24 protein-coding genes are annotated in these 24276 nt (G+C 46.0%); 13 read left to right on the top strand and 11 right to left on the bottom strand.

The window, feature by feature from the left end:
- Nucleotides 1–112 precede the first annotated feature (112 nt).
- Together F3I09_RS22385 and F3I09_RS22390 are read right to left on the bottom strand one after the other, a co-directional pair.
- On the bottom strand, nt 113–1225 hold the full coding sequence (locus F3I09_RS22385; RefSeq protein WP_149697278.1) for an AAA family ATPase: 1113 nt from the start codon (nt 1223–1225) through the stop codon (nt 113–115).
- Nucleotides 1209–1919, bottom strand: coding sequence for an RNA ligase family protein (locus tag F3I09_RS22390; protein WP_149697279.1), 711 nt, complete (start codon nt 1917–1919; stop codon nt 1209–1211). Before F3I09_RS22390 ends, F3I09_RS22385 begins: the two co-directional genes overlap by 17 nt.
- Before the next feature lie 209 nt (nt 1920–2128).
- Between F3I09_RS22390 and F3I09_RS22395 the strand changes: the two genes are divergently transcribed.
- A complete protein-coding gene (locus tag F3I09_RS22395) occupies nt 2129–3505 on the top strand; it encodes a glucoamylase family protein (protein WP_149697280.1) in 1377 nt (458 codons plus the stop codon).
- A gap of 79 nt (nt 3506–3584) precedes the next feature.
- On the opposite strand, the gene F3I09_RS22400 is transcribed toward F3I09_RS22395, so the two are convergent.
- Complete coding sequence (locus F3I09_RS22400) at nt 3585–4736, bottom strand: acyltransferase (RefSeq protein ID WP_149697281.1); 1152 nt, start codon at nt 4734–4736, stop codon at nt 3585–3587.
- Between the two features lie 177 nt (nt 4737–4913).
- Here F3I09_RS22400 and F3I09_RS22405 point away from each other — a divergent pair, with 177 nt between their 5' ends.
- On the top strand, nt 4914–5105 hold the full coding sequence (locus tag F3I09_RS22405) for a hypothetical protein (protein WP_149697282.1): 192 nt from the start codon (nt 4914–4916) through the stop codon (nt 5103–5105).
- 74 nt (nt 5106–5179) lie between these two features.
- Here the strand turns inward: F3I09_RS22405 and F3I09_RS22410 are convergent, their stop codons facing one another.
- Entirely contained in the window at nt 5180–6016 is an 837-nt protein-coding gene (locus tag F3I09_RS22410; protein ID WP_149697283.1) for a DUF1080 domain-containing protein, read from the bottom strand.
- Between the two features lie 160 nt (nt 6017–6176).
- Between F3I09_RS22410 and F3I09_RS22415 the strand changes: the two genes are divergently transcribed.
- The 3 genes from F3I09_RS22415 (at nt 6177) to F3I09_RS22425 (ending at nt 8055) form a co-directional block, all read left to right on the top strand.
- The gene (locus F3I09_RS22415) at nt 6177–6818 is read left to right on the top strand and encodes a hypothetical protein (RefSeq protein ID WP_149697284.1); all 642 of its coding nucleotides are present in this window, start codon (nt 6177–6179) and stop codon (nt 6816–6818) included.
- Nucleotides 6819–6971: 153 nt separating this feature from the next.
- Nucleotides 6972–7694, top strand: coding sequence for an SRPBCC family protein (locus tag F3I09_RS22420; RefSeq protein ID WP_149697285.1), 723 nt, complete (start codon nt 6972–6974; stop codon nt 7692–7694).
- 61 nt (nt 7695–7755) lie between these two features.
- Nucleotides 7756–8055 (top strand): YtxH domain-containing protein, encoded by a 300-nt coding sequence (locus F3I09_RS22425; protein ID WP_149697286.1) that lies wholly within the window; start codon nt 7756–7758, stop codon nt 8053–8055.
- Nucleotides 8056–8151: 96 nt separating this feature from the next.
- On the opposite strand, the gene F3I09_RS22430 is transcribed toward F3I09_RS22425, so the two are convergent.
- Entirely contained in the window at nt 8152–9393 is a 1242-nt protein-coding gene (locus F3I09_RS22430; RefSeq protein WP_223233341.1) for a peroxiredoxin, read from the bottom strand.
- A gap of 88 nt (nt 9394–9481) precedes the next feature.
- Nucleotides 9482–9841, bottom strand: a complete 360-nt coding sequence (locus F3I09_RS22435; protein WP_149697287.1) for a VOC family protein — start codon at nt 9839–9841, stop codon at nt 9482–9484.
- Between the two features lie 137 nt (nt 9842–9978).
- Here F3I09_RS22435 and F3I09_RS22440 point away from each other — a divergent pair, with 137 nt between their 5' ends.
- The 3 genes from F3I09_RS22440 to F3I09_RS22450 all read left to right on the top strand — a co-directional run bounded on the left by F3I09_RS22440 (nt 9979) and on the right by F3I09_RS22450 (nt 12258).
- Nucleotides 9979–10824 (top strand): alpha/beta fold hydrolase, encoded by an 846-nt coding sequence (locus F3I09_RS22440; protein ID WP_149697288.1) that lies wholly within the window; start codon nt 9979–9981, stop codon nt 10822–10824.
- An 85-nt stretch (nt 10825–10909) separates the two neighbouring features.
- Nucleotides 10910–11371 (top strand): carboxymuconolactone decarboxylase family protein, encoded by a 462-nt coding sequence (locus tag F3I09_RS22445; RefSeq protein ID WP_149697289.1) that lies wholly within the window; start codon nt 10910–10912, stop codon nt 11369–11371.
- A gap of 41 nt (nt 11372–11412) precedes the next feature.
- A complete protein-coding gene (locus F3I09_RS22450) occupies nt 11413–12258 on the top strand; it encodes a sigma-70 family RNA polymerase sigma factor (protein ID WP_149697290.1) in 846 nt (281 codons plus the stop codon).
- 91 nt (nt 12259–12349) lie between these two features.
- Here F3I09_RS22450 and F3I09_RS22455 read toward each other — a convergent pair whose 3' ends face one another.
- On the bottom strand, nt 12350–13027 hold the full coding sequence (locus F3I09_RS22455; protein ID WP_149697291.1) for a YggS family pyridoxal phosphate-dependent enzyme: 678 nt from the start codon (nt 13025–13027) through the stop codon (nt 12350–12352).
- An 88-nt stretch (nt 13028–13115) separates the two neighbouring features.
- Nucleotides 13116–14255 carry an acyl-CoA dehydrogenase gene (locus tag F3I09_RS22460; RefSeq protein WP_149697292.1) on the bottom strand — a complete coding sequence of 380 codons (1140 nt, stop codon included), beginning with the start codon at nt 14253–14255 and terminating at the stop codon, nt 13116–13118.
- Between the two features lie 252 nt (nt 14256–14507).
- On the opposite strand from F3I09_RS22460, the gene F3I09_RS22465 reads away from it, so the two are divergent.
- Entirely contained in the window at nt 14508–15455 is a 948-nt protein-coding gene (locus F3I09_RS22465; protein WP_149697293.1) for an arginase, read from the top strand.
- Nucleotides 15456–15606: 151 nt separating this feature from the next.
- Here the strand turns inward: F3I09_RS22465 and F3I09_RS22470 are convergent, their stop codons facing one another.
- Nucleotides 15607–18222: a glucosidase gene (locus tag F3I09_RS22470; protein WP_223233342.1), complete on the bottom strand. Its 2616-nt coding sequence runs from the start codon at nt 18220–18222 to the stop codon at nt 15607–15609.
- Between the two features lie 2 nt (nt 18223–18224).
- Entirely contained in the window at nt 18225–19310 is a 1086-nt protein-coding gene (locus F3I09_RS22475) for a DUF3810 domain-containing protein (protein ID WP_149697294.1), read from the bottom strand.
- Nucleotides 19311–19327: 17 nt separating this feature from the next.
- On the opposite strand from F3I09_RS22475, the gene F3I09_RS22480 reads away from it, so the two are divergent.
- Nucleotides 19328–20206, top strand: coding sequence for a fructosamine kinase family protein (locus tag F3I09_RS22480; RefSeq protein WP_149697295.1), 879 nt, complete (start codon nt 19328–19330; stop codon nt 20204–20206).
- Between the two features lie 7 nt (nt 20207–20213).
- On the opposite strand, the gene F3I09_RS22485 is transcribed toward F3I09_RS22480, so the two are convergent.
- On the bottom strand, nt 20214–22235 hold the full coding sequence (locus F3I09_RS22485) for an ATP-binding protein (protein ID WP_188133915.1): 2022 nt from the start codon (nt 22233–22235) through the stop codon (nt 20214–20216).
- Nucleotides 22236–22392: 157 nt separating this feature from the next.
- Here F3I09_RS22485 and F3I09_RS22490 point away from each other — a divergent pair, with 157 nt between their 5' ends.
- From F3I09_RS22490 to plsX, 3 genes are all read left to right on the top strand, one after another.
- On the top strand, nt 22393–22929 hold the full coding sequence (locus F3I09_RS22490) for a DUF177 domain-containing protein (protein WP_149697297.1): 537 nt from the start codon (nt 22393–22395) through the stop codon (nt 22927–22929).
- 78 nt (nt 22930–23007) lie between these two features.
- Complete coding sequence (gene rpmF, locus F3I09_RS22495; RefSeq protein ID WP_012793868.1) at nt 23008–23202, top strand: 50S ribosomal protein L32; 195 nt, start codon at nt 23008–23010, stop codon at nt 23200–23202.
- 44 nt (nt 23203–23246) lie between these two features.
- The gene (plsX, locus tag F3I09_RS22500) at nt 23247–24188 is read left to right on the top strand and encodes a phosphate acyltransferase PlsX (protein ID WP_149697298.1); all 942 of its coding nucleotides are present in this window, start codon (nt 23247–23249) and stop codon (nt 24186–24188) included.
- The last annotated feature ends 88 nt before the right edge of the window (nt 24189–24276 follow it).

A 24276-nucleotide genomic window follows, 5' to 3' on the forward strand; every position in this document is an offset into this window, starting at 1 on the left:
TGTGAATATCACAGATACAATTATTAAAAATATGAGACCTTTCATTGTTACTGTATGATCATATAAGTAACAAAGAGAAGGCCGGTAAGGTTATAACCGGCCTTCTTTTATTCTAGCGCACATGATAAATTACCTCGTGTGCTTCTGTCAGATCAGGGATCTCCAGTTTGTTAATCAGTTTCTGCATGACATTGTAGGGTACGGTTGCTTCCCTGTTACCATTCTGTCGAAATAACTCCTTATAAGGCACTTCCACATACACAACGGTAACACCCGCATCATACTGCATACAGAGGGCAATCAGCTGTTCCCGCATCTGGTGAGTGGTATTGGTGGCATTCCAGACAAAGGAACGTTTGTTCCTCAGGTACACCCTTGCCTGTTCTTTAGCAGCCTGTACCACTCTTCCGGTACCGCTTTTATCAGCGGGACTGATCTTCATCTGCGAGCGGATATTATCCAGTGAGATGATTTCCCAATCCGGCTGCTGATAGTGTTTCTTTACATAAGTATCCTTACCGGCGCCGGGCAGTCCGCTCATGATCACTACCTGTACGGCAGGCGCTTCATAAGGCACATAACCCGGTGCGGCATCGCCTTTCCGCAGATAATGCATACGGGCCTGTGCAGTCTCAAAAGGCCAGGGTGTTCCCCAGCATTGATGCTCTTTACAATATTCCTCGAAGCAATCAATGCGATACAACAGTTCCGCGGTATCAGGAGCAATCCGCCCGATCATATCTGCACGTGCCAGCAGGGCCAGGTGTTGTGTGTTTACCTGCAATGATGCATGAATAATGGTATGCAACGGATCTCTCCTTTCCAGCAACCATAAAGGTAAACTATGATATTTCACCAGTTGGGTGATCTGTTCGCGGATATGAAAAGGAGTTGTGATCTCTCTATACAATATCTGCCGGGCAGTCCCCTCCCCTTTTCTTGCGTGGCCGGCGGAAGTGATACGTCCATCCGGTTCTGTAACCGTTGTACTGCGTTTCTCCACATCATGCAACAATGCGGCTGCCCAGAGGATCTCTTTATCCTGCGGAGACAATGCCTGGTATGCAGGTTGCTCCTGCAATGCGGCCAATACCATTTGCGTATGAATGGCCACATTTCCTTCTCCGTGATGTATGGCGTCCTGTGGTACGTCCTGCATATCGCGTACCCAGTCGTACGTCTGCTCCAGGTATGACCATGATCTATTTTCAGTGATTGTCCACATATTTACCTCCTTCATTCTTCAGGGCAGCACGGCGCCAGTTACGCGTCCAGTGCACATCAGTTTTCACATGCCCTTTTCTTACATATTTAAATACATTTTCTGCGAATGCATGTACCGGGAAGCCGGCTGCATTACGTGTAACGATCCCTTCCATTGTGGCAGGCATACCGGTGGCGGCATCACATGCGTTGAAGCTGCCAGGGCCTTTTACAATGTTCAGGATGTTACTTTCAAAATCAGCCTTCACCCGCGGTGCGTGCAACTCCTGAATGACCGGCACAGTGGGCAGATCGAGCATGGCGGCATAAAAGCGGGTCTCTTCCCAGCTAAGCCAGCGGTCATGTTCTCTTACTGCAAACACATAGAAATGATGGTCCAGATCTTTGTATGCAATAGAGTGTACAGCATACAGGTTTTCCAGGAATATCTCCAGATCGCCCAGGTCATTCTTTACCAGCTGCCAGTAACGGCGCAGGCTTTCTGTCCACGGAGATGTAGTGGGCGCTACATGTGAGCGCGCAAACACACCATAGCGGGACAGGCAATTATTTTCACCGTCCAGTTTTTCCGTATGCATCAGTGTAGGGATGGCAGAGACATAATGCCAATAATCATGCTGAATGCGATCATCGCTGGTAGTACCCGGCGAGAACGGAAAATGATAGGTACGGCCATATTTTTCTGAAATAGCCATATCGGGGTATTTTCATTAAACAAAAGGATTCACAGGCCATTCCTGCAGAACGCAGGTGGCGTAGTTAACAATAGTATGCCTGTGATATTACATGACGCAAGGTTTGTCAGTTTTTTTAATAATTACGCGCAAAGGTAAGTATTTCCTTCACATATTTTATGATGTTCTATATGACGAATGCAATCCTCAAAAAACATTAAATTACGTTTATGAGAAACTTACTATTCCTCTACCTGCTTGGAGCTATAGTTCCGGCGGTAATATCATGCGGCGGTCCTTCCACCCATCAGCCGGTAAAAGACAGTACAGCTGTTGATACCACAGCCTTATCCACAGATTCTATATTCAATATTGTTGAAGAGCATACGTTCCAGTACTTCTGGGATGGCGCAGAACCTGCCAGTGGTATGGCAAGGGAACGTTATCATGTGGATGGTGAGTATCCGGAAAACGATATGAATGTTGTTACCTCAGGAGGCAGCGGCTTTGGCGTGATGGCTATCCTGGCGGGAATTGAACGAGGTTATATTACCCGTCAGCTGGGACTTGAACGACTGACGAAGATCGTATCCTTCCTGGAAAAGGCCGATCGGTTTCATGGCGCCTGGCCACACTGGATGTATGGAGAGAACGGCAAGGTAAAACCATTCGGACAAAAAGATAATGGTGGCGATCTTGTGGAAACGTCTTTTATGATGCAGGGCCTGTTATGTGTACGCCAGTATTTTGCTACAGGTAATGATCAGGAAAAAGCGCTGGCATCCAGGATCAACAAGCTGTGGGAAGATGTGGACTGGAACTGGTACAGGAATGGCAAAAACGTGTTGTACTGGCATTGGTCGCCCAACTATCAATGGGAAATGAATTTCCCTGTGACAGGTTATAATGAATGCCTGATCATGTATGTGCTGGCAGCATCATCTCCTACACATGACGTTCCTGCAGCAGTATATCATGAAGGATGGGCACGTAACGGTGCTATCAGAGACAGTATCAAAGCTTATGGACATACGCTCACACTATCGCACAACTATGCAAAACAATATGGAGGACCTTTATTCTGGGCGCACTATTCCTATCTGGGACTTGATCCACACGGCTTAAAAGACAGGTATGCCGACTATTGGGAGCATAATACCAATCAGACATTGATCAACCGTCAATGGTGTGTAGAGAACCCTAAAAAGTATAAAGGCTATGGTCCTGACAGCTGGGGCTTAACCGCCAGTTATTCTGTGAACGGATATGCCGCACATGCACCAGGCGAGAATAGTGATCTGGGCGTCATCTCTCCTACTGCGGCTCTTTCATCCATGCCTTATACGCCGGAATATTCCAAGCAGGCAATGGTGCATTGGTATAAGGACATGCGGGATAAAATATTTGGCCAATACGGCTTTTATGATGCATTCAGCGAAACAAACAACTGGTATCCCCAACGATACCTGGCTATAGACCAGGGACCGGCGGTTGTAATGATGGAAAACTATCGCAGTGGTTTGCTGTGGAAGTTGTTTATGAGTTGTCCGGAAGTGAAATCAGGACTGAAGAAACTGGGCTTTGAGAGCCCATACCTGAATAAATAATATCACCGGGGCTGTTGTTTATAGTTACGCAGCCCCGGCAAACAGTGATACAGCAGCTTTGCACAGGCAATGTCAAATCCTACAGCTGAAGAGAATGTCGCCGCACAGGAGATGCCTTTCGGGACAGGATACGTTTCCTGAGTTTCAGGAACGGCTTTTCAATAATCCTGTTCAATAACAATGCTGCCAGTACACAGGTAATAATGCAGATGATAAACATCACCGTACCGTTCTGCTCTATCCCCATATTTCCTACCCATAACTGCGTCAGGTGTATTACACCCTTATGCGATAGATAGATGCCATAAGACAGCGTTGCCAGTGTTGCTGTGAAACGCAGCTTCCTTGTGTGAAGGAAACTGTTTTCATTGACCGCTCCAGCTACCATAGCGCCATATCCGACAGCGATCAGCGGAAAGCCAAAGATGGACGCGTAGAATGTAGTAGGATCTTCACAGAGGAACCAGGCGCCTGTTAAAAGTAGCAGTCCAATCAACAGTAATTTATTTCCCAATGCCATGATCTTTTGTTTTATAGCCGGCAGGAACTGGAAGACGGCGGCGATTGTCACACCTGTAAGCAATCCGTCAAGACGTGTAAACGTAGGATAATACATCCACATGTACCAGGTTACCCAATAATCGTCAGCCCCCATGGCAGGTTTCAAAAGCGAGAACCAGCAGAAAAGCCTGATAGCAAATCCACCGATGAATAAAATACCAATCAGCCAGGGACCAATCTTCAATGCTTTCCAGCGGACCAGCATAATGAGTATGATGGGCAGCAGGAAGTAGAATTGTTCTTCTATGCACAATGACCAGGCGTGTGAAAAAGTACCCCTGTCCTTCAGGTGCAGACCGATATTCTGCGTAAAGGTGAGGAATTTCCAGAGTGGCGGCAGGGCTTCTCTTTCACGGAAATCAGGCACCAGGAAATATAGCGTCAGCACTGTAAGGTAAGCGGGGATGATCCGGAAGAAACGTTTGAGGAAGAACTCACGGAAAGAGATCTGCTCATTGTTGCTGATCTGTGCAAACAACTGTGATGATATAAGATAACCACTCAGTACAAAAAAAAGGTCTACACCTGTCCATCCGAAGCTGCCGATGGTTTCTATCCATGCAGGGTGTTTGAAGATGCGATAATGATAAATGAAAACAAATGAGATGGCGAAGGCGCGCAAGTGGTCTAATCCGGCAAGGTGCTTACCGGGTGCTGGTATCTGTGACATGAAAAAGGGAGGCTGCGGATTTTGTGTTGCAGGCAACAAAATTAAGGAGTTCCTGCAATCTTTTGGGGGACATTTATGAGCGGTTTTATAGCAGGATGATCCGGTGAAAGTGAGTGAGAATACTACTTTGTAACGGCATATAATTTGTTCTTATAACTGCGGATTAAAACGAACAACATGAGACAGATAAGATTTTTAACTGTGGTATTGGGATTGTTGTTAGCAGGAGCAAGTTGTGTACCACCTCACGCACCTCCTGCACCGCCGAGACCACCAGCAAGACCCCCACTTCCGCCACATCCTGGTGGCGCAGTGCAATTTACTATTCCAGACACCGCCTTCCAGAAAGCGACGGTGGTAATGCATTAAAAAGGAGGACCGGGAATCAGGGATTTAAGCGAAGACGGACTCGCTTTTCATTCCACGCTCCCGGTCCTTCGTGACTATTTTTTCTTCTTTTGTAATTTCCTGAGGATTGCTTCCAGCTTTACCGGATCATTCACATATGGCTCCAGGTCGAACAACTCGACTTTCCTGAAATCTACCGGGTGGCTTTCACTCTGCAGAGAGATAGAGCCTTCTGTCAGCAAACGTCCAGCCTGCATCAGCGTGCTATCTGCATCCGTTACATTTCCTCCGCCGGTTTGTGGTTTGTTATACACGATCACGGTATCACTGAACACAAAATGTTTGATCACAGAATCGCGCAGTACCAGTGCTCCGGCCCGCACCCACTGCTCACCATGATAAGTCTTGGAGGTAGAAGAGATGCAGTGGTCTGTTATTAGTTTTCCATTCATTACCACATTGGTACCCGGTGTACAGAGATTGGCGGTAGAGCGCGGGTCTTTGCCATTACCACCTAACAGCTGTTCTTCCAGGGAAATAGGAAAATCCTGGTCTTTGCCCATGCTGGCAGCAGATTGTCCGTGCAGCATTATGCCACTGTTACGCAATGCCCATCCGGGACCACCAGCCACCTGCTCTCCTACAAAGCGATATTCTACCACTATGATGTAAGCCGAGAAGTTCTTTTTATAAAAGATATGACCGTATTGTTCGTTGAAGTTGGTATACTGATCATAACGCACCTTCAGCAGACCGTCTTCCACTCTGAAAGTATTACCATAGTTCTCATTCAGATCATGTCCTTTGATCTTAATGTCCCAACCAGTCAGGTCTTTTCCGTTGAACAACTGGAGCCATCCATCAGCTTTTTTTTTCTGGGCCATTCCTGCGAGTGTCAGCATCAGCAATCCACACGTGAATAGTTTTTTCATACGTCAGTAATTTATGGCTTTAAGATAGGGAGTAAACGGTAATTATTTCTTCAGATTTTTCACAAGGCATCATTAAAGGCAACAAAGCAGCGGAATTATCTGTTTCTTATACGACCGGAGGTTGGCATATATTTAGGAATACTCACTGTAAAGACTATTTATGAAGGCATTTATTACGTTTCTACTGGCATTGCTGACGACAGGATTTATAGCGCAAAGGCAAACAGACTGGAAGCAATCGCTCAAAGAGGAACTGTTGCAACTGGATAAGACCACTGACTTTACCATCTGGCAACAGGCAGCGGAAAGGATCGGCAATCTGGCGGCGGCTTATCCTGAGGAGTGGCTGTTACAATATTATACCGGCTGGGCTTATACGCAATCTTCTTTCAGGGCGCCCAAAGGCGGGGCAGAATCTGCTACGAAGAAGGCAGGGCCTTATGTAAAAAAAGCACTGCACCTGCAGCCGGGTAATACAGAAACGCTGGCGTTAATGGCATACTGGCTATCCGCCTGTATTAACGCCAATAGTTCCAGGGGGATGTCATTAGGTCCGGACAGTCGTAGTTATTCAGACAAAGCCATTGCGGCTGATAGTGCCAATCCCAGGGCATACCTGATGAAAGCGCTTGTGATCTATCATACCCCGGCCCTGTTCGGAGGAGGTAAGAAAAAAGCAGCCCCCATAATAGAAGAGGCGGGCCAGCGGTTTGCCGGATTTAAACCGAAGAATGAACTGGAACCCAATTGGGGAAACGAGATATTCAGGGAGCTGGAAAAGGAATTAGAAGCGCAGAATTAGCTTGTCCGCCACGGCAAACGGTGTGTCTGTAGCGCCCGGATGGGCAATTTTTTACGCAATTCCACAATAAAGTCACAATACAATCAATTGATTATTAACACATTTTGATTCAAGCAGGATTTTCGCTTATCTGATTACAAAAACCCGTTGTTTATGAGTACATATCAAAGTTTGAATGGACACGGCGAGCCTCGCGCTACCATGCTCTACGAGCAGTCGAATGTCCTGAATGTAAGCAAGCAGGGGCGTATTGCATCTATCGTCGGTGGCGCTCTTCTCACAAATTCCGCGATCAACAACGTTACCAAGCATCCCATCAGAAGCCTAATCAGACTGGTAGCCGGCGGTTACCTGTTATACCGTGGAATATCAGGGAACTGTCCTATAACCGCCTATGCCGGTAGAAGAATGGGTGAAAAGCATAGCCGTACGATAAAGGTCAGGACGAAATTCACCGTCGACAAACCCCGGGATGAGGTATATCATTTCTGGAGAAGGCTGGAAAATCTACCTCATTTTATGCGGCATCTGGCATCTATTACCGAACATGACGACTTCCATTCCCATTGGGTGGTGAGAGGGCCGGGTGGCGTCGGCACACTGGAATGGGATGCCGAGATCATCAAAGACGAGGCTGGTGCTTTCATAGGCTGGCGTTCGGCTCCCGGCTCCAATATTGCGACAGCAGGTAAGGTGACGTTTGAAGACGCTCCCGGTGGTGGTACGGAGATATCTGTAGTGATCGCTTACCGTCCGCCGGCAGGTTATGTAGGCACAGGACTGGCCTGGTTGCTGAACAGTGCGTTCTACAGGATGGTAGAAAAAGATGTCATGCGTTTCAAGCACTATGTAGAAACAGGTGAGATCACGGCTTAACTGGCCCAATATTTGGAAACTCTTTACAGCCTTTTTATTACACCTTTAAAAATCTTTTATTATGAGCACTGCTAAAATTTTATGTGGAGCCCTGGTGGGTGTAGCTGCAGGTCTGGCTATCGGTATTCTGACCGCTCCGGATAGCGGAGAGGAAACACGCAGAAAGATCAAGAGATCTGCCCATCACCTGCAGGGCCGTGTGAAGCGGATATTGGGCAAAGGTGCAGACGGATTAAGTGAGCTGAAATATATCGTGGAACACGAAGTTACCGGCATGAAAGATGATGTGAAACAAAGGATTATCACGCTGATTGATGAGGCCATTGAAACTTTTCAGCAGTTTAAAAAAGAAGCTGTATAAAAATAAATATATAACGGATGACCAGCAATAAAAGAGAAAGTGGCGGCTAGCTTAAATGCTTTACCGCCACTTTATGTATTGGGTTAGTTAGTAGTATTATTTTTCTGCCAGCAGAGCATCTACCAGACCATTAAATTCCTTCTTGAAAGTCTCATAATGTTCTCCTGTACCCGGACCGGAAAAGCCGGTATGTACTTCCCGCACATTTCCTTTTTTGTCTACAAAGATAGTGGTTGGGAAGCCTTTTATTTTTGTTATCTGTGGTAAAGTTTTTTCTGTTCTTTCAGGATCGCTGGTAGTTACACCGGTGATCAGTACAGGATAATGTACATCAAAGCGTTTCAGGAAGCCCTGCAGACTTTTCTGTGATTTTGCAAAGTCGGTAGTACGTTCGTATGCCAGTCCTATCACCTCTACCCCACGCGCTTTATTAGCCTTGTACCATTCTGACAGGAATCCGGTTTCGTCCATACAGTTCGGACACCAGGACCCCATGATCGTGATCACCACCACTTTATTTTCGAAGCGTTTATCCTTAATGCTTACTTTCTTTCCGTTGATGTCCGGGAATGTAAAATCCAGCTGACTATTGCCGGGTTTTACAGAAGCAAGGGCCTTCTCGTCAGGCAATGCTGCCTTATCGTCCTTTACAGCTGTCCAGTGTTCTCTGCCATCACCAATACCGGCATAAAAGATCCCGTTTTCCAGGGTATTATTTTTTACAAGGGCAGTGAAATAGTATGCATGAGAACCATCAAAAGTGGAGAGCTTCAGCGTATCGCCGTCTACAATCCCTTCGAGGAAGCGATAGTCGCCGGTAGGCGTCAGGAAAGTACCGTGTACAATATTCCCCTGCTGTTTGAATTCTCCTACTGCATAGGAAGAGTCATTTTTACCGGGAGTAGTGAACCAGGTGGACCAGCGTCCGGTCACATTACCCTTTGCCGGATCATGCTGTACAAAGCGTTGTTTCACATTATGTGCAGCTGTAAAAGGGATGCTCACGTCCCTGTCTGCCAGGTGACGGATCCAATTACCCTGAATACCGCCTTCTTTGTTGAAAGCAGCCCTGAATTCAGAGTCGAAGAAAGGCATTCTGATGAAAATAGAATCTCCCTGGATCTTTACATCATCTACCAGCATACGATCGTTGGCATTTAATACGTATACCAGTTTCTGACGGGCGCTGTCTTTTACTTCAAAGTTAAAAACAATGTCTGCTCCGTCTTTTCTGTGCAGGCTGGCTTGCCATACACCGGGTTCCAGGTCCCATTTTTCCAGTTGTGTTCCAAATATGAATGCCGGGAGGCATAATAAAAGCCAAAGTTTGTTCATCATACTGTTTACGTCTGTCTGATCTGTTTACGCTATATATCCTACTATATTAGTAGAGTAAAGCAAAGATAGTAAAAGAATCCACTTTCTATCACTTTATCAAATTTTCGACCAATTCAATCTTCCGGCCATCGGCATCTTTCACCACCGCTACATATCCCCACTCTGTGCTGGCGGGCGCCTGTATTGTTTCCACTCCCAGTTCTTCCAGGCTTTTCAGGGTCTCATGCAGATTTTCCACGGTAAAACCGAGTCGGGTGGTCGTATCAGCGGCTGTTACATCTTTGGGCAAAGGGTAAATTTCAAAGGTTAAGCCGTCTAATGCACCTGAATAATGGTATGGACCATTTCCATGGCGATGATGAGTGAATGTGATCCCTAAAGTACTGTAAAATCTTACCTGCTCTTCCTGTCTGTCAGTTTTGATCACTACCAGATTTAAATGTATCATTTTGCCTTGCTTCCAATTAAAGATATTCCTAAAGTAAAAAACTTATTCAGCATTACAAACTATCACTCTATAGCACTTAACTTTGGGATTGCGCTCTACATGATTCATCATAGTTATCAAGCGGTTAAAGCAACGTCATGAAAAAATATAAGTTAGCCTTTTCGATCATTGGCAGTATATCTCCACGGATAGCGGCCAAAACGTTCCTTCATTTTTTCAGCAAGCCTCCTAAAAGATCTTTTCGCCAGCATCATCTGACACTCAGGGAAGCTGCCACAGAAACAGATACGCCATTGACGGCATATGCCTTCAGCAAACAACAGATAAAGGTAAAAACCTATACCTGGGGCACGGGCGACAAGAAGATCCTGTTATTGCATGGCTGGGGAGGTAGTGCACTTGATTTCAGCCATCTGATCAAAACACTTGTGGAGCATCATTACCAGGTCATTTCTTTTGACCAGCCGGCCCATGGATTTACGGGAGGCAAAAACAGTAACCTTATTCAGTGGATGCATGTGGTCACCGCCTTCCTGGATACCTATAAGGATCTCTATGCCATTATCGGGCATTCATTTGGTGGATTAGCGGCTACCCTCACCCTGGCAAGGGAAAAGGTACATATCCCTAAACTGATCATTATGACACCCTCTACTTCAGCACCCGTTATTTTTGACGACGCTTATAACATGCTGGGACTTAATGACAAAGTGCGGAAAGTAGTACCGGGCATCGTGCAGAATACACTAAAAGATGACCTGATGGACATGGATATGCATAAACACTTCAGATCCATAAAAGTGGACCACATGCTATTTATTTATGATGAAAATGATGAGGTCATCCCACCTGAGCGTTCTGAACTTTTTTTATCGCAACATCCTGAGGTAGAATCGTTTAAGATCAGCGGAGAAGGTCATTACCGTATTATCAGGGACCCGCAGGTACTGGCCAAAATACTCGCGTTCCTGGCCGCTCCATAATTTTTTTTTAAAATCCTGTCACGTTTTTATTTCCTGACCTGTCATATTACCGTAAGCGATTTAATTACCTTTAAAAACTACGAATATGACACAGAGAATTTCATTCCAGGAACTGCCTAAAGATCTATTTGCCGGATTATTTAAAACCGGTATGTATCTGCAAAACTGCGACATTGACCAGAAACTGCTCGACCTGCTGTATTACCGTGCATCCCAGATCAATGGCTGTGCAATGTGCCTTGATATGCACTACAAAGAGGCTATTCATCACGGAGAAACACATCAGCGGCTGCATGGCGTGATCGCATGGAGAGAAACACCTTATTTCGATGAAAAAGAACAGGCAGCACTGGCCTTTACAGAGGCGCTAACCAATGCCAATAAACAGGATATCAACGATGATATTTATGATGCCCTGACCGATCATTTTACCACTGATCAAATAGCTACGCTGGCCCTGGCAGTTGGAACTGTCAATGTCTGGAACAGGCTTAACAAAACTTTCAGAACTGTACCAGGTCATTACCAGGTTGGCCAGTTCGCTTAAAAAACTATTCTTATTTTTAGCACCGATCATTCAATAGACATATGCTGCAAGATTATCAACACACGTTGTTCCCATACGCTTATAATATCCTCGGTTCTGTAGAAGATGCAAAGGATACGATACAGGATGTGCTGTCCAATTATATATCTACCCAGAGAGAAGGGATAGAAAATGAGAAAGCCTACCTGGTGCGCAGTGTCATTAATCAGTCGATCAATGCTAAAAACAAGCGTAAAACGGTCAATTATGAAGAGGTTTGGTTACCTGAACCTGTAGCGACAGGGGAAGAAGCGGATAAAGCGCTTCACCTCCGGGATATTGGTTCATATACAATGCTTATACTGATGGAAGCACTCAACCCTAAAGAAAGGGCTGTATTTATACTGAAAGAAGGCTTCGGTTATTCTCATGAAGAGATAGCCGAAGTCCTTTCAGGTACTGTTGAACAATCCCGGAAACTGCTCAGCCGTGCAAAGGGAAAACTGGATGAGCATAAACAGGGATCAACACTCAGCAATAAAACTGTTTCTGCAGCTATACTCGATCAATACCTGCATGCCCTCCGTAAAGGCGATGTACAAAGACTGGAGAATCTGCTTTCACAGGATATTGTATTCTATGCAGATGGCGGCGGTAAAGTTAAATTGGTGAAGAAGTTCTGTAGCGGTTTACACGATGTATCCCAGCTGCTGACCTTTGTGTTCGATAAATATCAGAAGAATTTCACTTTCGAATTCACCCTGATCAATCACGAGCCGGCATTGCTGTTCTTCCTGGACGAAAAGCTGTACGGTTGTCAGGTATTCTCAATTTCTCCTGATGATAACAAAATATTACGGATCTCTACCGTACTTGATCCGGATAAATTAAAGAATATAAGGAGATGATATATGAAGGGCAGCTATTCCGAAATAGCTGCCCTTCATATATCATGTAAAGGTGGTGATATTCATTCTGAAAAATTGGGTGATATTTTCTTTAGTAGCGGGCGCCAAACAACATGCTGCCGATGCGTACCATGGTACTACCCTCTTCCAGTGCGATCGTATAATCGCCACTCATGCCTGTTGATAATTCAGTGAGTGCATCCTGATCCGGGAAAAAACGGGATTTCAGGCTTTGCCTGAGTGTATTCAGCTGGCGAAATTCATTCCTTACCTGCTCCATATTTTCAGTGTTGCTGGCCATCCCCATCAAACCGGCAATACGGATATTAGCAAGTTGAGATTCCTGCTGTTTGTATGTTTCCAGCAGTTGTTCCAGTTCTTCTTCACTGAGTCCGAATTTAGTTTCTTCTACGGCTATATGCACCTGCAAGAGGCAATGAATAGTGCGGCTATTTTTAGCTGCCTGTTTATTGATCTCTTCAAGCAATTTGAAGCTGTCTACCGCATGGATCATGGATACAAACGGGGCGATGTATTTTACTTTATTGGACTGAAGATGCCCGATAAAATGCCACTGTATATCTGCCGGAAGGATCGGTTGCTTTTCCTGCAGTTCCTGTACATAATTCTCCCCGAAAATACGTTGCCCTGCATCATACAATGCCTGTATATCTGCCGGTGGTTTAATTTTGGAAACAGCTACCAGTTTGGCGTTATAAGGTTTCAGCTGTTCATTGATTTGCTGATAAGCAGGTAAATTGACTGACATGGTGCAAAAGTAGGGATTAATGGGATTAATCCCTACCAGTGCAAATGGCGCTATAAGTTCACTTCTTCAAGGGGCATATTCAGCGTTATTAGCCCAATATCGCCCGCCCTATCACGATACGCTGCACTTCGCTTGTCCCTTCATAGATCTGGGTTATTTTGGCATCGCGCATCAGACGTTCTACGTGGTATTCTTTTACATATCCGTAACCACCATGTACCTGTACGGCTTCTGTGGTAACCCACATCGCGGTTTCAGAGGCAAATACCTTCGCCATTGAACCGCTGAGGGTATAATCCTGGTGCAGGTCTTTTTCCCGTGCTGCTTTGAGGCATAATAAACGGGATGCCTCTATACGGGTGGCCATATCTGCCAGTTTGAACTGGATGGCCTGGTGTTGACTGATCTCTTTTCCGAAGGCTTTTCTTTCCTTGGCGTATTTAACGGCCAGCTCATATGCGCCACTGGCAATGCCCAGTGCCTGAGAGGCTATACCGATACGTCCGCCGGCCAATGTTTTCATGGCAAATTTGAATCCAAAGCCGTCCTCTCCTATCCTGTTCTCCTTCGGTACTTTGACGTCCTGGAACATAATGCTGTGGGTATCGCTACCGCGGATGCCCATCTTATTCTCTTTAGCTCCCACCGTAATGCCGGGCGAGTTCTTTTCGACGATCAGGGCGTTGATACCTTTACTGCCTTTCTCAGGATATGTCTGGGCGATCAACAGGTACACGCTGGCGCTGTTGCCATTGGTGATCCAGTTTTTGGTGCCGTTCACCAGGTAATAATCGCCTTTATCTTCTGCCTTTGTACGCTGAGAGGTAGCATCGGAACCGGCTTCCGGCTCGCTTAACAGGAAAGCTCCTGTGATCTCTCCTTTAGCCAGCGGCACCAGGTATTTCTGTTTCTGTTCTTCCGTACCATAAGTTTCCAGTCCCCAGCAAACCAGGGAGTTATTCACACTCATACATACCGAAGTGGAAGCATCTATTTTGGAGATCTCTTCCATGGCCAGCACGTAGGACACGGTATCCAGTCCGGCGCCACCATATTTCGGGTCAACCATCATACCCAGGAAGCCCAGTTCTCCCAGTTTCCTGATCTGTTCTGCGGGATATTTCTGCTTTTCGTCTCGTTCTATTACGCCGGGGAGTAGTTCGTTCACGGCAAAATCGCGTGCCGCTTTCTGTATCATGAGGTGTTCTTCAGTAAGTTGAAAATCCATGGAATCTTTTTTTACTTGTTTTGGTACATAACTGTAACCAAATCTATTTTTTAATACCCATGTAAAAAAATACCACCTCTAAAATTCATTGTTATCCATCATTCTTATCAAAACATTAAAGATTATTTGAAGATACAGCGTCCTTATTGCAATTGTTTTATCGTTTATGGCAAGTGGATATACACCTCAATAGTAAGGGAGGAAAACGGTTCTGTTAAAATCCTGTAGCTTGTAGCAGGATAACTTTCTTTTATGAAGAATATCAAGATCATTGAGGTTAAGTCGGAAATTGGGGCAGGCACACGTGGAGCCAGCCTGGGAGTAGAGGCTATTAAAATAGCTGCTCTGGACTTCATGAGCAATTTTTTTGTGCACTTCCCTACTGAGGCTATAGAAACAGAAAATAAGCTGCTTTTTGAACCCATAGAATCACCCTATGCCAAACGAATCAAAGGAACACTAACACTATACGAAAGAATCAGTAAAAGTGTCTGTGAAACTGTGAAAACAAACTGGTTTCCGGTGGTGCTTTCCGGCGACCACAGTACTGCGGGAGCTACTATTGCAGGCCTGAAAATGGCCCATCCCAAAGCTAAACTCGGGGCTATCTGGATCGATGCACATGCCGATCTGCATACCCCTTTCACTACCCCTTCCGGCAACATGCATGGCATGCCGGTTGCGATATCTATTGGGGAAGATAACCTGGAATGTAAGGTGCATGACCTGGATGATAATACTATCAAAACATGGGAAGCGCTGAAAAATATCGGGGGCATTTCGCCCAAGATACTGCCGGAGGATATCGTATTCATTTCCCTGCGGGACTATGAAAAAGAGGAAGAACACCTGATCAAGACCTATGGGATGAAGGTGATCTCTACCAATGAAGTACGCCGTAAAGGACCGGAACAAATCGCCCGTTCGGTATTCCGTTACCTCAGTGACTGCGAATACATTTATGTTTCTTTTGATGTGGATAGCCTGGATGCATCCATTTCCAAGGGTACCGGTACCCCGGTTACCAATGGCTTAAGGGAACGTGAGGTGGAAGACCTGATTTCTAAATTCATGCAGCACCGTAAGATCTGCTGTTTTGAGATTACAGAGGTGAACCCTACCCTGGATAAAGAGAACCTGATGGCAGAAATAGCCTTTAATATATTACAACGTAGTGTGAATGTACTACTGCTGAACTAGAGCGTTGATTAGGACAAAATCCGTTCTGATCAGGTACAAGCTTCGTTCCTTCTATGTCTATCTTACGCTCATCTTACGTTCATGAACGTAAGATGAGCGTAAGATAGACATAGAAGGAACGAAGTTATATACAGATCCAAAGGGCAATATATCAGGGATTATTCTTCATTTTGATCAGGTTAGCCACCAAACCGGTCCATCCGGTCTGATGAGAAGCGCCCAGGCCTTTCCCGTTTTCCCCATGGAAATATTCAAAAAAGAGAATATTGTCTTTAAAGTGGGGATCATGCTGCAGCTTCTCATTATTGCCGAACACAGCCCTTCTGCCATTTTCGTCTTTCAGGAAGATCTTCAGCAGGCGGCAGGCCAGCAAAGTACCTACTTCCTTCAGGGAATAGAACTTACCGCTACGGCTGGGGTATTCTATCCTGAAATCATCAGAATAGAAAAAGTGGAATTTCCGCAGGCTTTCTATCATCAGGAAATTCATCTGCATCCAGACAGGTCCCCGCCAATTGGAGTTGCCTCCATAGGTATAACTATCGCTTTCCCCCGGCAGGTATTTTACGCTCAGTTCCACTCCATCCTGACAAAAGGTGAAAGGACTATTTTCATCATAATTTTTGGAAAGGGAACGCACGCCATAGGGGCTCAGAAATTCTGTTTCATCCAGCATCCTGGAGAGCAATTTCTTCATACGGTGACCACGCAACAGGCTAAGCAGGTGTTTATTTCCCTTGCCTTCCTCATTCCAGCGGGAAACCAGTTGCGCAAGATCGGGCCGGTGACGCAGGAACCAGGACATTCTCTTTTCAAAAGCAGGGTTATTTTTCAGTGTTTCAGTCGATATAACTTCCACCGCGAAGAGGGGTATCAGCCCCACCATGCTGCGCAAACGCAGCCGTTCCACCCTGTTGTCCGGCATACGGATCTGGTCGTAATAAAATTGGTCCTTATCATCCCACAGGCCATGCTTGACATCCCCCATACTGGCCATGGCGCCGGCAATGTACAGGAAGTGTTCGAAGAACTTGGTAGCCATTCCGGTATACACTTTATTGTAGCTGGCCAGTTCCAGGGCAATATGCAGCATGTTCAGGGCATAAATGGCCATCCAGCTGGTGGCATCTGCCTGTTCCTGCCTGACGCCACTGGGCAGCGGCATACTGCGGTCAAAGGCGCCCACGTTATCCAGTCCCAGGAAACCTCCTTCGAAGATGTTACTGCCATTGCTATCCTTACGATTCACCCACCAGGTGAAGTTGATCATCAGCTTATGGAATACGGCCTCCAGGAACTCATAGTCCTTACGGCCTTTAATAGCAGCGTCCTGTTTAAAGATCCTGAAGGTAGCGCCGGCATGTACGGGAGGGTTGACATCGCCGAAAGCCCATTCATAGGCCGGAAATTCTCCGGAGGCATTCATATACCATTCCTCCGTCAGCATCAGTAACTGCTGTTTGGCAAAGTCAGGATCCACCATGGCAAGTGTAACGCAATGGAAGGCCAGGTCCCAGGCGGCGTACCAGGGGAATTCCCATTTGTCGGGTACGGAGATAATGTCTTCGTTGTTCAGTTGCTTCCAGTTCTTATTACGGCCGTTCAACCTTTCGGAGGGGGGCGGCGGGTTCGCAGGATCTCCATCCAGCCATTGCTGTACCTTGTAGGAATAGAATTGCTTATTCCACAGCATACCGCTCAGTGCCTGGCGCTGTACCAGTCTCTCGTCTTCGTCTTTGATGGTAGACTGGATATCGGCGTAGAACTCATCTGCTTCCGCCAGGCGTGTCTGGAAAAGCGTGTCAAAGTCTGCAAAAGGGCTGGCCGCCTGTTTGTCCGACAAACGTAAACGTACAGTGGCAGATCCTTTGGCGGGTATGGATAATTTATAATGTACGGCGGCTTTGGTGCCTTTCCTTTCAGGATTGACAGTATCGGCGCCATAGGCAATATGGTCGTGGATACCATCTTTCGGATAGGGCGTGTTGCCGTTTACATTGTACAGGCGGGTGTAATTGGTCTCATTTTCACAGCATAACAGCTGTCCGTCCCCTTCCTGGTAAAGGTATTGTACGGCCACCTTTTCATGACAAATGCGGATGGCGCGATCATCTTCCGCCCACAGGGCCGGCTTATAATCGTGACGGCCCCATGCCCAGGTATTACGGAACCAGACAGTGGGCGCCAGGTGCAGGTCTGCAGCTTCGTTCCCCCTGTTATGCACAGTGATTTTCACCAGGATATCATCTGTACCGGCTTTGGCATATTCAACGAATACATCGAAGTATTTATCATCATTAAACAGACCGGTATCGATTATTTCAAACTCCTCTTCATGCTTCCCCCTGCGGGCATTCTCTTCTATCAGCCATTGATAGGGAAAAGCCTGCTGCGGGTATTTATACAGCATTTTCATATAGGAATGCGTAGGCGTGGCATCGAGGTAGTAGTATAGCTCTTTTACATCTTCTCCGTGATTGCCCTGTGCGTTGGTGAGGCCGAAGAGGCGTTCTTTCATGATAGGATCTTTCCCATTCCACAGGCCCAGGGAGAAGCATAATAACTGTTTATCGTCGGAGATACCGGCTATACCGTCTTCCCCCCATCTCCAGGCCCTGCTGCGGGCCATATCGTGGGTGGTATAGTCCCAGGCACTGCCATCGGCGCTATAATCCTCCCTGACAGTTCCCCATTGCCTGTCACTCACATAAGATCCCCATTTCTTCCATCCGTTCTGTTGTAATCTTTGTTGTTCTTTAGTCATCATATTTATCTGATCTTGAAGTAAGCGATTAGCCACCCTACAACTTCGCTGTAGCTGTGGATACCTTTTTCCTGTCTGTTAGCTTTAAGATATTGATCATAGATCATCGCGGTGTAGTCGTCTACCGGGCTGCGGTAACGGTCGTAAAAGTCCCTCATCTGCCGCATATCGGCCCTGATGCCCGGCACAGTTCTGCGCCACAGCTGTCCGGCCAATGTGGTGTCCTGTCTTCTTAGCTGGCGCACGCTATACATAAACATCTCAAAGTTAGCAGCATAACGAAAGCGGACATCGGGAGAATGATCTGCTACAAGATAACCCACAAAATTGGCTTCTTGTTCAGGTGCATATCCTAACTGATGGGCCACCTCATGGCAGATGGTAAAGGGGTGCAGGAAGCCGGGAGTGGTCACATTGACCTGGGCCTCACCGGTGAAAGGGTTCAGGTAACCGCCTACCCCCATATAATTCAGCAGCTGGCTGTAGAGGGAGGGCTTGATACAGGTATTTTTATACTGCAGGCTGGGCCATTGCTGGCTGGCCAGATCGTAGGCCATGACAGCCTGGCTGAACATAGCGGCACTGTCGGCGCCGGGGTGGGTGGCATTGATACTGTCGCCCAGGGCTATTTTACACCGGTTCACCTGTTGCAGGAGGGTGTCTGTCAGCTGATATAACTGGTCGGTTGTATAGTCTTCCACATCCAGGCGAAGGTCTTTCTCCAGGGAGTTACGATCGTAATTGTATCCCCAGAACAACATAAAGACAAGATATACAGTCAGTAAGGACTGAATACCCGTTAAAATCTTAAGGCCGAGGCGTCCCCATTGTCTTTTTATAATTTTATAACATATATTTAACAAATAAACAATCAGAGTTATAATCCAGGCGGCATAAATTACGTCGCCAACGCTGAAAGGTACTTTCCCCAGAACCTGGCGGAGAAGTAAACTGATCCAACTGTATAACCTATGAAAATAGTAACCAGAAAACCTGTCACTCAATGTAAACAAAGCCTGCAACAGGCAAATACACAAAATGGTTATCAGTATACGTATTCCTATGCCCTGTATCTTTATTTTAAAATCCATATCAACCTACTAAACAAATGACCGATGAAATATTAATGGGTGAGCTGACATCTGCACTTTCCTGTCAGTCGGGAATGAAAATACATATTAATTACGCAGAAAAATTACCCGGTGGAGATATAAATGAAACTTTTAAGCTGAATACAGATAGCGGTCTGCTATTCCTGAAAATGAATGATGCGCGCAGCTATCCTGATATGTTTGAGCGGGAGTTTATGGGATTGGAATCAATTTATGCCACCAATACGCTGGCAGTTCCACGTCCGCTGGCCACAGGCCGTTCGGGCGGGAAAGTTTTCCTGGTCACTGAATTTATAGAGAAAGGCGGCGCCAATCCTGATTTCTGGGAGAATTTTGCGGCGGGCCTGTCCCGTATGCACCGGCATACGCAGGCACATTTCGGATTACCGCAGGCCAATTATATCGGAACGATCAAACAATATAATACTCCTTATACCAGCTGGTCTGTTTTTTACGCGTTCAACCGTTTACAGCCCTTAACCAAGGTGGCGTACGACCGTCATGTTATCGACAAGCAGATGGTAACGCAGATGGAGACTTTGTGGCGGCAGTTACCGCAGATATTCCCGGATGAACCACCGGCATTGGTGCATGGGGATCTGTGGTCGGGCAATTTTATGGTAGGGCCGGATGGCAGGGCGCGTGTGTATGATCCGGCGGTTTACTATGGCAACCGTGAAATGGACCTGGCCATGGCAAGACTTTTCGGTGGATTTGATACCCGTTTTTACTATACTTATCAGACTATGTTCCCGCTGGCGCATGACTGGCAGCAACGTATCAGCGTATGCCAGCTGTACCCGCTGATGGTACATCTGCTGCTGTTCGGAGGTAGTTATTACAATAGCGTGAAGGAAGTGCTGGATACATTCTGATATCTGCTCACAACAGCTCTTTCATTCTTTCATACTCCTGTTCGATGATCGGATAGAATTTATCCAGGTCACGTGAGATGCGTGCGAAGACTTCATCTACTTCTTCAGGAGGGGTACTGGCGTTATTGTTGAGCGTATTTTCCAGCTGCTGCATTTTACTGGTGATCCAGGTTAGGCCCACCATGGCAAAGTTTGGTTTCAGCTTATGCACCTGAAATTTGAGTTGTTCCCAGTCACGGGTTTCCACCAGTTTTCTAAGCTTTACGACTTCTTCCCGGATGGTTTTCAGGAAGATCTCAAAGAGATCTGCGGCATAGGAGATATTGTTCTCGTATAAAGCATTCAGGTACTTTACATCCAGTTCGTTATGGAATTCAAATCCGGAAAAGTTAGTAGATTCCTCCATTATTAGTTCTGTTTCATCATCATTCAGGTATTTGTTCAACACCTGCAATAATTGGTCTGGCGTATAAGGTTTCGTTAAAATATCAGTGACTCCTGCCTGTCTTGCCTGTGTAAAAGTGCTCTCCATGGCCAGGGCAGTGGTAGCCACGAGCGGTGTGGCGACGTTTGGTTTAGCTTCATCCTGTCTGATCTTTTCGGCGAGTTCCAGACCATTCAGACCAGGAATACGAATATCGAGCAAAATCAGGTCATAAAGTCTGGAATCCAGAAAATAGAGTGCATCCGGCCCGTTTGTGGCCAGCTGGTGCTGTATATTATATTTCTCCAGCAAACTGATGATATACCTGAGGTTCATAGGATTATCCTCAATGACCAGTACCTTTGCTGTGGAGAAATTGGGTTGCCTGCTCATATTTCCAGACCTTGTGTTTGTTACTGAGGGTTTGCGGGTATCAATAAAGGGCAGATTAAATGAAAAACAGGTGCTGTAGCCGTGAGATTCTTCTACGAAGATGCTTCCGCCCTGCAGTTCCACTAACTGTTTGGATATGGCTAACCCTAATCCTGTGCCACCATATATTTCCCTGATCTCCTGTTCCGCCTGTTTATAGTTTTGGAAAATGAGCTCCAGTTTATCTTTCTGGATACCGATACCGGTATCGCATACCTGGAAGCGTACCCAGCGTTTATCTTCCTGCCAGGATTCGAGTTTTACGTTAATGGCGATTTCGCCTTCCCTGGTGAATTTCTCTGCATTACCTAACAAGTTCATAAGTATTTGGTTCAGCAGCATATCATCGCCTACCAGCCTGTTCTGCAGCTGGGGATCGATATTGGCAGAGATCCTGACAGGCCGCTGGCCCATTTTCAGCTCAAAAGTATGTCGCAGGGATTGCACCAGTTCGGTCAGGTTAAATTCCCGCTGGTTGACCTGCAGTTCCCCGGCTTCTATTTTAGAGAGGTCGAGGATATCGGAAATAAGTCCCATCAGGATACCTGATGAGTGCTTCAGGATGTTGATATAATCCCGCTGTTTGGCATCAAGGTTGGTTTCTTCCAGGAGATGGGTCATACCTACGATAACGTTCAGAGGTGTCCGGATCTCGTGGCTCATGCTGGCCAGGAATTCTTTCTGAGCACCCCGGGCCTCTTCAGCCTGCCGACGGGCCAGGTCCATTTCGGAGCGGGGCATTTTGTGCCTGGATACATCCACTATCTGCCAGATACTGCCTATAAAACGGCGTTTCTCTATCAGGGGATTATAGCTTACTTCATATATACGACCGTCTGTCAAAATCAGTTCCCAGCCGAAATAAGGTTTCTTTTTCTGGCGGAGCTCCTTCATTTTCTCCTCAAAGGCGTCGGCACGTTGTACCAGACGGCTAAAGTATTTAATAACAGCGGAAAAGGACATCCCTGCAATATGAGAGGCATCGGTCCCGGCATTTTCTTCAAAAACCCGGTTGATCCAGATAACACGGTGCATTGCATTGGTAACCAGCACGCCGGCATTACTATTCTGAAGAAATACGCTGATGGGAAGTGAAAATATAGCAAGACTGTCCGTAGATAAACTACGGGCTGTGGGATGTTTTCTTGTACCTTTGATCCGGGTTTTTGCCATTCTGTTTAGTCCTGATTGGGAGTTGGCGCTCCTATACATAAATTTATACAGTAATACAATATATAAATATTATGTTGGGAATCAACAAAATTAGGAAATTTTTGCAATTGGAAATATTTGGTTACCTTTGCATCCCTCTAAAAGTGAGGATTTTATTATGAAAGCACTCCGTCAATTTGATATTGCCTTTGTGGGACTGAAGCCCGGAGAGCATACATTTGAGTACCAAATTACGGATAGTTTCTTTGAAAACTACGGACCGCAGGATTTCAGTGATTGTAACGCGACTGTTAAGTTGCTGTTAGACAAGAAAAGTAATTTTTTCCTGTTAAAATTCGAGATTGGCGGAAAGGTGACAGTCAACTGCGACCGTTGCGGACAACCATTTGAGTTACAGCTCTGGGATGATTTTGACCAGGTTGTGAAGATGGTGGAGAATCCGGATGAGCTGAATGAGGATGAGGACCCGGATGTAGCTTACATCTCCAAAACGGAGTCTCATCTGAATGTTGCGGAATGGATATACGAGTTCATCAATCTCAGTATCCCGATGCAACGTATTCATCCTGATGATAGTACGGGCAAGAGTGGTTGCGATCCGAAGGTACTGGACATGCTTGACCAGATGAACCGGCAGGCGGGCGAGAAAGATAATCCGATCTGGAAGGACCTGGATAAATTTCGTGAGAATTGAGTAGCCGGTATATCTTCAAAGGTGAAGACTGATATAACTTATTAAACACTAAACACGGACAATTAAAACTTAAATACGATGCCAAATCCGAAACGCAGACATTCTCAGCAAAGATCAGCTAAGAGAAGGACGCATTACAAGGCCTTTGCGGATACTTTAAGCACAGATAGCGCAACTGGTGAAGTGCACCTGAGACATCGTGCTCACTGGGTGGAGAACAAACTGTACTACAGAGGTAAAGTAGTATTGGAAAAACAAAGCAGCACTAAATAATTTTACTATTTTTACCCCGACCAAACAGACAAACCTAAACGTTCATGAGAATCGGGCTTGATATGATGGGTGGCGACTTCGCCCCCCTGGAAGCAGTAAAAGGAGTAAAATTATATTTAGACACTGTTGCTACGGACGCGCACCTGGTGCTGATTGGTGATGAAGCAGCTCTCAAGCCTTTGTTGTCAGATGCGCAGTTAGACCAATCAAAATATTCAGTTGTTCATTCATCCCAGGTAATCGGGATGAATGAACATCCTACCAGGGCACTGAAGGAGAAACCTCAGTCCTCCATTGGCATTGGCTTCCATTTATTACAGAATGGCAAGATCGATGCATTCATCAGTGCCGGTAATACCGGTGCTATGATGGTGGGTACATTCTACTCCATCAAAGCAATAGATGGTATACAAAGGCCGACTATATCCACTCCCGTTCCCAGGGAAAATGGATCTTTCGGACTTTTACTGGATGTTGGTATCAACGCGGACTGTAAACCTGAAAACCTGTTGCAATTTGCCATTCTCGGCTCCCTTTATTCCAAACACATACTAAAGATCAGTAATCCTAAAGTAGGGCTGCTGAACATTGGTGAAGAAGAAGGTAAAGGTAACCTCCTGGCGCAGGCAACTTATCCGTTACTCAAGGACAATCCGCTGCTGAACTTCATCGGTAACGTAGAAGGAAGGGATATTTTCACTGACAAAGCAGATGTGATAGTGTGCGAAGGATTTACCGGTAACATCGTGTTGAAAATGGCTGAATCTATCCATGATATCGCGGTAAGACGCAATATCAATGATGAGTACATGCACAAATTCGACTTCGAAAGCTACGGTGGTACTCCTGTATTGGGAGTTTCACAACCGGTGATCATCGGTCATGGTATTTCCAAAGGCCTTGCCTTTAAAAACATGATCGCGCTGGCTCAACAGATGATCGAAACAAAACTGCTGGATAAAGTCCGGGAGAGCTTTGTGAAATAATTTACATCCTATTGGAAATGAAAGGTATTGATACCGTCTCGTGTAAGCGAGACGGTATTTTTTTTTGTATTCGACCCGCCGTTGCGGG

It is taken from the genome of Chitinophaga sp. CF418, assembly GCF_900142925.1.
GTDB lineage: Bacteria > Bacteroidota > Bacteroidia > Chitinophagales > Chitinophagaceae > Chitinophaga.

Excerpts from the sequence above, each read along its gene's own strand:
- F3I09_RS22420 (WP_149697285.1), top strand. The coding sequence starts at position 6,972 with ATGAGTACATATCAAAGTTTGAATGGACACGGCGAGCCTCGCGCTACC.
- F3I09_RS22395 (WP_149697280.1), top strand. The coding sequence starts at position 2,129 with ATGAGAAACTTACTATTCCTCTACCTGCTTGGAGCTATAGTTCCGGCG.
- F3I09_RS22460 (WP_149697292.1), bottom strand. The coding sequence starts at position 14,255 with ATGGATTTTCAACTTACTGAAGAACACCTCATGATACAGAAAGCGGCA.
- F3I09_RS22485 (WP_188133915.1), bottom strand. The coding sequence starts at position 22,235 with ATGGCAAAAACCCGGATCAAAGGTACAAGAAAACATCCCACAGCCCGT.
- F3I09_RS22435 (WP_149697287.1), bottom strand. The coding sequence starts at position 9,841 with ATGATACATTTAAATCTGGTAGTGATCAAAACTGACAGACAGGAAGAG.
- F3I09_RS22410 (WP_149697283.1), bottom strand. The coding sequence starts at position 6,016 with ATGAAAAAACTATTCACGTGTGGATTGCTGATGCTGACACTCGCAGGA.
- F3I09_RS22405 (WP_149697282.1), top strand. The coding sequence starts at position 4,914 with ATGAGACAGATAAGATTTTTAACTGTGGTATTGGGATTGTTGTTAGCA.
- F3I09_RS22450 (WP_149697290.1), top strand. The coding sequence starts at position 11,413 with ATGCTGCAAGATTATCAACACACGTTGTTCCCATACGCTTATAATATC.
- F3I09_RS22440 (WP_149697288.1), top strand. The coding sequence starts at position 9,979 with ATGAAAAAATATAAGTTAGCCTTTTCGATCATTGGCAGTATATCTCCA.
- F3I09_RS22390 (WP_149697279.1), bottom strand. The coding sequence starts at position 1,919 with ATGGCTATTTCAGAAAAATATGGCCGTACCTATCATTTTCCGTTCTCG.
- F3I09_RS22480 (WP_149697295.1), top strand. The coding sequence starts at position 19,328 with ATGACCGATGAAATATTAATGGGTGAGCTGACATCTGCACTTTCCTGT.
- rpmF (WP_012793868.1), top strand. The coding sequence starts at position 23,008 with ATGCCAAATCCGAAACGCAGACATTCTCAGCAAAGATCAGCTAAGAGA.
- F3I09_RS22470 (WP_223233342.1), bottom strand. The coding sequence starts at position 18,222 with ATGATGACTAAAGAACAACAAAGATTACAACAGAACGGATGGAAGAAA.
- F3I09_RS22400 (WP_149697281.1), bottom strand. The coding sequence starts at position 4,736 with ATGTCACAGATACCAGCACCCGGTAAGCACCTTGCCGGATTAGACCAC.
- F3I09_RS22455 (WP_149697291.1), bottom strand. The coding sequence starts at position 13,027 with ATGTCAGTCAATTTACCTGCTTATCAGCAAATCAATGAACAGCTGAAA.
- F3I09_RS22425 (WP_149697286.1), top strand. The coding sequence starts at position 7,756 with ATGAGCACTGCTAAAATTTTATGTGGAGCCCTGGTGGGTGTAGCTGCA.
- F3I09_RS22490 (WP_149697297.1), top strand. The coding sequence starts at position 22,393 with ATGAAAGCACTCCGTCAATTTGATATTGCCTTTGTGGGACTGAAGCCC.
- F3I09_RS22430 (WP_223233341.1), bottom strand. The coding sequence starts at position 9,393 with ATGATGAACAAACTTTGGCTTTTATTATGCCTCCCGGCATTCATATTT.
- plsX (WP_149697298.1), top strand. The coding sequence starts at position 23,247 with ATGAGAATCGGGCTTGATATGATGGGTGGCGACTTCGCCCCCCTGGAA.
- F3I09_RS22465 (WP_149697293.1), top strand. The coding sequence starts at position 14,508 with ATGAAGAATATCAAGATCATTGAGGTTAAGTCGGAAATTGGGGCAGGC.
- F3I09_RS22445 (WP_149697289.1), top strand. The coding sequence starts at position 10,910 with ATGACACAGAGAATTTCATTCCAGGAACTGCCTAAAGATCTATTTGCC.
- F3I09_RS22475 (WP_149697294.1), bottom strand. The coding sequence starts at position 19,310 with ATGGATTTTAAAATAAAGATACAGGGCATAGGAATACGTATACTGATA.
- F3I09_RS22415 (WP_149697284.1), top strand. The coding sequence starts at position 6,177 with ATGAAGGCATTTATTACGTTTCTACTGGCATTGCTGACGACAGGATTT.
- F3I09_RS22385 (WP_149697278.1), bottom strand. The coding sequence starts at position 1,225 with ATGTGGACAATCACTGAAAATAGATCATGGTCATACCTGGAGCAGACG.